We start from the raw sequence: 7,915 nt of genomic DNA on the forward strand, positions 1-7,915 counted from the left end.
GTCACCCCACTCCCCGTACTGGAACGCCAGGCCGCTGCCGCCCTCGTCCAGGCCGACGACTGCCTGCGCACCAGCCGCGAGGAACTCGCCTTCGCCGAGGCCCGGTTCGGGGCGACGGCCGTCGAACCGTTCGTACGAGCCCTGCGGGAAGCCGAGCGTGAGCTCTCCGCCGCCTTCGCGATACGCCTGCGCTACGGCCAAGGGGTCCCGGAAGAAGAAGCCGCCCGGCGACAGGCCCTCGCCGGCATCGTCGGACGCTGCGCCGAAGCCGGACGGCGACTGGACACGGAAGCACCGGCGTTCGATCAACTCCGGGCGCTGGAGCGGGAGATGAACGAGGCGCTCGGCGTCGCGGAGGCACGGTTCCGCGAACTGACCGGCCGTACAGGGGGCGTGGCAGCCACACTCGCCGGCCTACAGCACCCTCACTACCCAGCACCCGCAACCCCGATCTCGACCCCAACCCCAACCTCGACCACGACCACGACCACGAGCGTCACCGGATACGTCGAACAGGCCAAGGACCGGCTCGTGTTCGCCACCACCCACCTCAACCAGGCCCGCCAGGCCGCCGACTTGGGACACACCGGCGAAGCCATCCGCTCCCTCCGCGCCGCCGAGGGCGCCATCAGCCAGGCCGACACCTTCCTGAACGCCGTCGACCGGCTCGCCAACTCACTCGCCGCCGCGGCCGAGTTGGTACCGGCCGCACTCACCGGCGCGGAAGCCGAGATCGCCAGGGCGACAACCAAGACGCCCACCGGTCCGCTCCGCACCCGCCTCGCCCACGCCCACACCACCCTCGCCGCCGTACGAGAAGAACTGACCGGCGACCGCTCCCACGACCACGACCCCCTCGACGCCCTGCGCCGCATCGTCCAGGCCCTGCTGCCGTTGAGCGGGACGCGGGACGGGGTCCTCGGTGCCGCCGCGTGGCTCGTGGGGCGGAGCGACGTCGGCTCGGCGGACGGTTTCGTGGCGACGCACCGGGGTGCCGTGGGCGCAGAGGCCCGGACCCGGCTTGCCGAAGCGGAACTGCTGCTCAAAACCGACCCCGCCGCAGCCGGCGTACCCGCGCTGGAGGCCAGGGAGTCGGCCGAGCAGGACGTCCGGGTGCACGGGAACCCGTACGCCGGTGCCGCCGGCGAGCACACCAGCGGGGTCGGCGGGGCGGTCCTCGGCGGGATCCTCCTCGGCGAGGACCCGGACGGCGGCCCACCCCTCACCTTCGGCGGACCGGCCACCCGGAAACGCCGGGGCCTTCCACCGACGTAGAACACCCGCCCCAGCACAACCAGCACAATCAGAGCAGCCGGAGCCGTCAGCGCGGTCGGAGTCGTCAGAACAGGCTCAGCAACGCCTCCGCCGGATCCACCATCCCGTTCTCCCCGTCCGGCAACGGCAGTTCGAACCACACCGTCTTTCCGCGTGGTGTCCGGCGTGAGCCCCAGGCCGCCGACAGCAGGCCGACCAGTTGGAGGCCCCGGCCGCCCTCGTCCGTGTCGCGGGCGCGGCGGCGGCGTGGCTGGACCAGGCCCGCGTCCCAGACCTCGCACACCAGGGTGCGGTCCAGCAGCAGCCGCAGCCTGATCTCGCCCTCGCCGTACCGCAGCGCGTTCGTCACCAGTTCGCTGACGAGCAACTCGGTGGTGTCGATGAGGGGTTCGAGGTCCCAGGACTTCAGCTGGGCGCGGGCGTACTCGCGGGCGCGGCCCACGCTGCGTGGTTCGCGCGGCAGGGTCCAGTCGCCGACCGAGTCGGCCGGCAGGCCCTGGACGCGGGCCATGAGGAGCGCGATGTCGTCCTCGCCGTGGTGGGTGTCGAGGGTGCTGAGGACGTGGTCGCAGACGTCCTCCAGGTCGCGGTGGGTGTCCGCGTTCAGGGCCGTCCTGGCGTGGGGGTGGTCGTCGGACGTATGGCGATTGCGCGTCGCCGGGTCCGTCAGCGCGCCTACGAACGCCTGGAGGCCCTCGTCCAGGGGGTGGTCGCGGGATTCGACCAGTCCGTCCGTGTAGAGCGCCAGCAGTGCGCCTTCGGGGAGTTCGACCTCGACCTCCTCGAAGGGTTCGCCGCCGACTCCCAGGGGCATGCCGGGCGGGACGTCGAGCATGAGCGCGGCCTCGCCCGGTTCCACCAGGACCGGCGGGAGGTGGCCCGCGTTGGCGAAGGTGCAGCGCCTGGTCACCGAGTCGTAGACCGCGTAGATGCAGGTAGCCAGGTATACCTCCGCCAGGTCCGCCTCTCGGGGGCGGCGGGCCGCCCGGGTGGCCTGCTGGACTCCGCCGGGTGTGCCCAGGCCGCGGGCGATCTCGTCCAACGCCGAGAGGACTTCGGCCGGTTCGAGGTCCAGGAGGGCCAACGTGCGGACCGCCGTGCGGAGTTCGCCCATCGCCACCGCCGCGCGTAGACCTCGGCCCATCACGTCTCCCACCACCAACGCCGTGCGGTGGCCGGGGAGTTCGATGACGTCGAACCAGTCGCCGCCGACCTCCGTCGCCGCGTTCCCGGGCAGGTAGCGGCAGGCGATGTCGAGGCCGGAGGCCTCCGGGTCGCCGGGCGGGAGCAGGGACCGTTGCAGTATCAACGCCCGTTCGTGCTCGCGCCGGTACAGCCGGGCGTTGTCGATACAGACGGCGGCCCGCGCCGCCAGCTCCACCGCGAGATCCCGGTCCCGGTCCCCGAACGGCTCGCTGCCCTTCGTACGGGCGAACTGCGCGAGTCCTACGACGGTGTCGTGGGCGACCATCGGCACGGCCAGCGTGGACTGGACCGGGCCGCCCTCCTCGGCGGGGACGTACTGCGGGCGGGCGGTGCGCAGGGCGTCCGCGCAGGGCGAGTTGAAGGGGTAGTGGTGGACCGCGCCCACGGCGACGGGTGCGCCGCCGCCTACGAAGGGGGCGTCGGAGACCGCGCTGGCGAAGGCCACCCGGCGGAGTTCCGCGCTGCCGTCGGCGCGGCCGGGCGGGGTCTCGTCGCCGGCGAGGAGGCCCTGGTAGAGGTCGACGGTCGCGAGGTCGCAGAAGCCGGGGACGACGACGTCGAGGAGTTCGCGGGCCGTGGTCTCCAGGTCGAGGGAGTTCCCGATGCGGGCGCCGGCCTCGTTCAGAAGGGCGAGATTGCGCCGCGCGGAGGCGGCCTCGCGGGCGGCGGCGCGGCGGGCGGTGACGTCGGTGCCGAGCCAGGCGATGCCGATGGGGCGGCCGCTGCCGCTGTGCACGCGGTAGAGGTTGATGGACCAGTGGCGGCGCTCTTCGGAACCGGGCACGAAACCGGTGACGTGCATGTCCGTGATGGAGTTGCCGGTCTCCAGGACGCGGCGCAGGGTCGCGGTGACCCGCTCGGCCTCGGGGCTCTGGAGATAGTCCTGGACGCCGTTGCCGCGGTGGTCGTCGGGGGAGCCGCCGAAGGTGTTGGCGATCTGCTGGTTGGCCCGCCGGACCCGCAGGTCGGGGTCGATCAGCAGGAACCCGAACGGAGATTGACCGAATATCGACTGCGAGGCGGCGAGGTCGGTCTCGATGCGACGCAGGATGCGGACGTCGACGACGATGCAGACGGCGGCCCGCTCGCCCTCCTCGGTCCGGGTCGGCATCACATAGACCTCGGCGAGACCCTCCTTGCCCGGCTCGCCCCCGGCGGTCTCCGGCACCTTGAAGGGGACCACTCCGGTCCACTCCCGGCCGTCCAGGATCTCGGCCATCTTCCGCTGGCCGCGCTCGTGCAGTTCGGGGTCGACGAACGCCTCGATGGGATCCATGCCCACCGCGCGTTCCGTGGGGATGCCGAACAGCTGCTCGGCCCGCAGGCTCCACTGGTCGACGAGCCCGTCGGGGCCTATGGAGAAGGAGGCGACCTTGATGTAGTCGTAGATCGAGCCGGGCGGGCTGCTCTGCCACATGGCGTCGCCGACGGTCATCGCGTCGCCGCCGGACATGCCGGCCATGACGTCCGCGGCGGACACGCCGTCGCCGCCGGGCACGTCGATGTGACCCGCGGCCTCAGCCCTCGCGCGGTCCGACGGGTCCTCGGACTCCGTGGCCTTCGCTGGTATCTCGCTCACGCGAACCGTCCCCTCCAGCTCACCGCGTCCGGCACCGGTCACCGGGGGCGGCTGCCCGCAGTATCCAGCACTACGGCGCCGCACAACACGGTGTTCACGATCACAGGACAATCCCGATGCATTTCGGACCTGCCTGCGACAACACTCCCAGTCTTCTAACCAGCGGACACGCAGTCGAACCACGCCTGACGACAACCGTCACAGGCCTGAACCAGTCGATGGACACGGCTGTCCGGTTCGTACAGCTGTGTTCGCCCTCGGCTCACCTGGGTACGGCCAGTTCGAACCACACCGTCTTGCCCGTCTGCCCGGGCCGGGTGCCCCAGCGGACGCAGGCGCCGGCGACCAGTTGGAGACCCCGGCCGCTCTCGTCCTCGGGGCGGGCGACGCGCTCGCGGGGCGGATCGGGCAGCGGGTCGGAGACCTCGACCAGCAGCACACCGGCCGCGTCGGCGGGCCGGACCAGCCGGACGCCGATGGGGCCGGTGGCGTGCCGCAGCGCGTTGGTCACCAGCTCACTGACCAGCAGCGCCGCGATGTCGGCGAGGGCGTCGAGGTCCCAGTCGCGCAACTGGCCGCGGACGGCGGAGCGCGCGGTGCGGACGGCTCCGGGCTCCGCGGGAAAGGTCCACTCGGCGCAGTCGCCTTCGGTGTCGATCAAGCCGATCACATCCCGGGCCAGCCAGCTCACCCATGTCCGATTTCATGGGGTTAATGGGCACATACCCGATATCCAGGGCCCGGTACCGTCCCCAAGGGCGCACTGTGGCACGAACGGCGTACGCCGATCCCGGCGCGCTCCACCATCTCGGTCCACGACGACTTCAGCGCGCCCCGGCGTCCAGCAGCGCGAGCGCCTCCCGTACGGCGGGCACGTCCTGGTCGAGCCAGTCGACGGTCCAGATGTCGGCGGGGGCGAGCCAGCGCAGTTCGTCGTGGTCCTCCAGCGGCTCGGGCTCCGCCGAGCCGGGGAGCAGCCGAGCCGTCCAGACCTGGAGGACGTACGGCGGCTTCAGCGGCCACTGCCCCGGGACGCGCTCCACGGTCTCGGCGTCGACGCCGAGTTCCTCGCGCAACTCGCGCACCAGCGCCGCGTCGGGACGCTCGCCGGGCTCGACCTTGCCGCCGGGGAGTTCCCAGCGCCCGGCCAGTTCGGGGGGTGCGCTGCGGCGGGCGGCGAGCAGTCGGCCGCCGTCGAACAGGGCGGCCCCGACCACCACGATCCGTGTCGTCATGCGCCGGAGCCTACGGGGCGCGGGGGCGCGGTCAGTTGCGGGTGGCGTCCTCGCTCTGCCCGATCCGCTCGACCCAGTAGAGCTGCTTGTGCCCGCGGTCGTCGAGGCTGTCCGCGACCTTCTGGGCCTCGGCGCGGGTCGCGTACCGCCCCACGCGGTAGCGATTGCCGTTGTCGTCCTGCCGTATCACGAGCCAGGGAAGAGTGATCGTGCCGTCGTTCATCGCCATCGCGCCCCTCCGCCTCCTGCTCGCGGTTCGTGCCGTGCCCCACCCCATAAGGAAACCGCAATCCGCATATGCCGGAGCCTACGCCTAACCTTCACGCAGCGAATACGGCTTTTCACAAAGAGGTACGCAACCAGCCAGGACGGAGGGGGCGCACGACGGCGAACGCGCCGCTGGCGCACCTCGATGCATCCGGTGAGAGGCACGCTACAGGTGCCGTGAACGACCTGCGAGAAAGACCGGAATCCAACGGCGCGCAGGGCAGGGCGGATTGGCGGGTTCCGGCGACAAATGCCGTAAGGGGTGGACTACTTCACACTGGGCGCACTACTCGGTGCGCTACTTGACCGGCAAGTGGTAGGCGATCCGGTAGCGGTCGGCCGGGACCACGACATCGGCCGTCTCCACCGGGCGGCCCGAGGCGTAGTACGTGCGCTGGATGACCAGGACCACATGCCCGGGGACTCCCCCCAGGGCGAGCAACTCCTCGGCGAGGCCCGGCCGGGCGCCGACCTCCTCGGTGACGTTGTCCACGACGACGTCGATGGCGCGCATCCGCTCGACGACCCCCATGCCGCCGAGCGGCCCCTCCTCGGGCAGCATCACGGGCGTACGGCCGGTCACCGCGAGGGGCTCCCAGGACGTGGAGAGCATCATCGTCTCGCCGGCGTCCCGGAACACGTACTTCGTGCACATCACGCGCTCACCGGGCTGGAGCGCGAGCCGCTCGGCGATGGTGCCGCCGGCCTCGACCTGCTCACTGCTGGACTCCCAGGTGCCACGCGCCTCCCCCTCGGCCTGCTCCTGCCGGAACGGGGTCGCACCGGCCGGCGGCCGGAACCCGGAGCGGGAGACGCGCCGCGGCACGGGACGTTCACGTACGTACGTCCCCGACCCGGAGCGGCCCTCGACCAGCCCCTCGGCCATCAGCACCTTGCGCGCCTCCAGGGCGACCGTGTCGGAGACCCCGTACTCCTCGCGGATCCTGGCCTGCGAGGGGAGCCGGGTGTGCGGGGGCAGCTGGCCGTCGACGATCTTCTTGCGGAGATCACCCGCGACGCGCAGATACGCCGGCTGCTCACCGAATGTCACTGGCCGCTCCCATCAGGTTGTACAGACAGCAACAGCCTGGCAACCGTGGGTTGTGCCATGCAAGCAAAGGCCAGAGAATCACTCGATGTGATGACTTATCCCCGGTGTGGGCTTTACCCAGGCACTTTCTCCCCGCTATAGGAGCCGTCACACCTCCATGCCGCCGGCGTCTCCCCCGCCGTCCCCGCCACCGTCGTTCTCGTCGTACGACGGAGGGGTCGTGGCGAGCCCCAGAGCCTTGCGTGCGGTCACCGACTTCTGGGGGTCGATCAGGTCGGCGCCCTTGTCGTAGTGCGCGTAGAACTCGTCGGCGTCGGAGGCCGCGGCCGCCTCCGCCCACTCCTTCTGCGCCGCCCGCAGATCCTTGACCAGGGCCGCGACCGGCTTCTCGGAAGCAGCGGGCCACTCATGGCTGTCGAGCAGGTCGGCCTGCCGGGTCAGCGCCGTCGAGACCCGGCCCGCCCAGGCCTTGTGCCCCGGCAGGTCGTCCTCGACGTACTGGGCGTCGGGTGCCGAGTCCAGCGCCGAGTTGAGGACGTGGGCCGCCTTCAGATACACGACCTGGTCGGAGTCGAGGGTCGTGGCGTCGTTGCGCAGCGAACCCCCGGGCAGGCTCGCCTCCTCGTCCGTGTTGCCGAACACGCAGGTGATCTCGCGGTCGCCCAGGCTCCAGCTCTGCGAGGTCGGGGTGACGTAGTAGATGTCCACGTCGTCGGGTACGGCCCAGCCGTCCATGGCGTAGGTGTCCTGGAGCGCGTAGCACTTGTCGTCGGCGGTGGCGGTGACCTTCTTGTCCCCGGGGTACGAGCCGCCGCCCATCCGCACGACGGCGAACACCTCACCGTCGTGCTCGCCGTCGCAGGACACCACGTCGAAGTCGTACGTCATGCCCTCCAGCGAACCGCTGGGCGCGTCGAAGCACTCGCCCTTCACGGGAGAGGTGCTCGAGTTGGTCCGCGCGCTGTCCTTCACGCCGTCCCAGACGTCGCTCGCCACGCCGGTCGCCCCGAGCACCCACACGATCAGCCCGAACGCCGACAGCACCATGCCGGCCGCCGCCATGCTCCGGCCGCGCTCGCCCCGCTTCTTGATCTGGTTCAGCGCGACCAGCCCGAGGACGAATCCGACACCCGGCACGCAGCACAGGATGCCGAGCACGAGGGCGGCGACGGACATGCCGTTGAGGGGCGCGGGGGTGTTGTACGGGGTGTAGCCCTGGGACCAGGTCTGGTAGGGCTGGGGTCCGTAGGGACTCGGGGGACCCTGAGGAGCTTGCGGGCCTTGGGGGTACGGGGCGTAGGG

The 7,915-nt window shown here is 71.4% G+C and carries 7 protein-coding genes; 1 reads left to right on the forward strand and 6 read right to left on the reverse strand.

The window, feature by feature from the left end:
* Nucleotides 1–1,275 (forward strand): hypothetical protein (locus ACNFOC_RS46765; protein WP_416965091.1); only part of this gene is annotated, 1,275 nt, incomplete at its 5' end.
* A gap of 64 nt (nucleotides 1,276–1,339) precedes the next feature.
* On the opposite strand, the gene ACNFOC_RS46770 is transcribed toward ACNFOC_RS46765, so the two are convergent.
* The 6 genes from ACNFOC_RS46770 to ACNFOC_RS46795 all read right to left on the reverse strand — a co-directional run.
* Nucleotides 1,340–4,060, reverse strand: coding sequence for a SpoIIE family protein phosphatase (locus ACNFOC_RS46770; protein WP_416965092.1), 2,721 nt, complete (start codon nucleotides 4,058–4,060; stop codon nucleotides 1,340–1,342).
* Between the two features lie 262 nt (nucleotides 4,061–4,322).
* On the reverse strand, nucleotides 4,323–4,730 hold the full coding sequence (locus tag ACNFOC_RS46775) for an ATP-binding protein (RefSeq protein ID WP_416965095.1): 408 nt from the start codon (nucleotides 4,728–4,730) through the stop codon (nucleotides 4,323–4,325).
* Nucleotides 4,731–4,884: 154 nt separating this feature from the next.
* Nucleotides 4,885–5,295 carry a (deoxy)nucleoside triphosphate pyrophosphohydrolase gene (locus ACNFOC_RS46780; RefSeq protein WP_416965093.1) on the reverse strand — a complete coding sequence of 137 codons (411 nt, stop codon included), beginning with the start codon at nucleotides 5,293–5,295 and terminating at the stop codon, nucleotides 4,885–4,887.
* Nucleotides 5,296–5,326: 31 nt separating this feature from the next.
* Nucleotides 5,327–5,518, reverse strand: coding sequence for an SPOR domain-containing protein (locus ACNFOC_RS46785; RefSeq protein WP_416965096.1), 192 nt, complete (start codon nucleotides 5,516–5,518; stop codon nucleotides 5,327–5,329).
* 342 nt (nucleotides 5,519–5,860) lie between these two features.
* Nucleotides 5,861–6,613 carry a GntR family transcriptional regulator gene (locus ACNFOC_RS46790; protein ID WP_393763460.1) on the reverse strand — a complete coding sequence of 251 codons (753 nt, stop codon included), beginning with the start codon at nucleotides 6,611–6,613 and terminating at the stop codon, nucleotides 5,861–5,863.
* Nucleotides 6,614–6,760: 147 nt separating this feature from the next.
* Nucleotides 6,761–7,915, reverse strand: a 1,155-nt coding sequence (locus ACNFOC_RS46795) for a DUF4190 domain-containing protein (RefSeq protein WP_416965094.1), incomplete at its 5' end; no start/stop codon positions are given.

Origin of the sequence: Streptomyces colwelliae (genome assembly GCF_048158785.1) — a bacterium.
Taxonomy (GTDB): domain Bacteria; phylum Actinomycetota; class Actinomycetes; order Streptomycetales; family Streptomycetaceae; genus Streptomyces.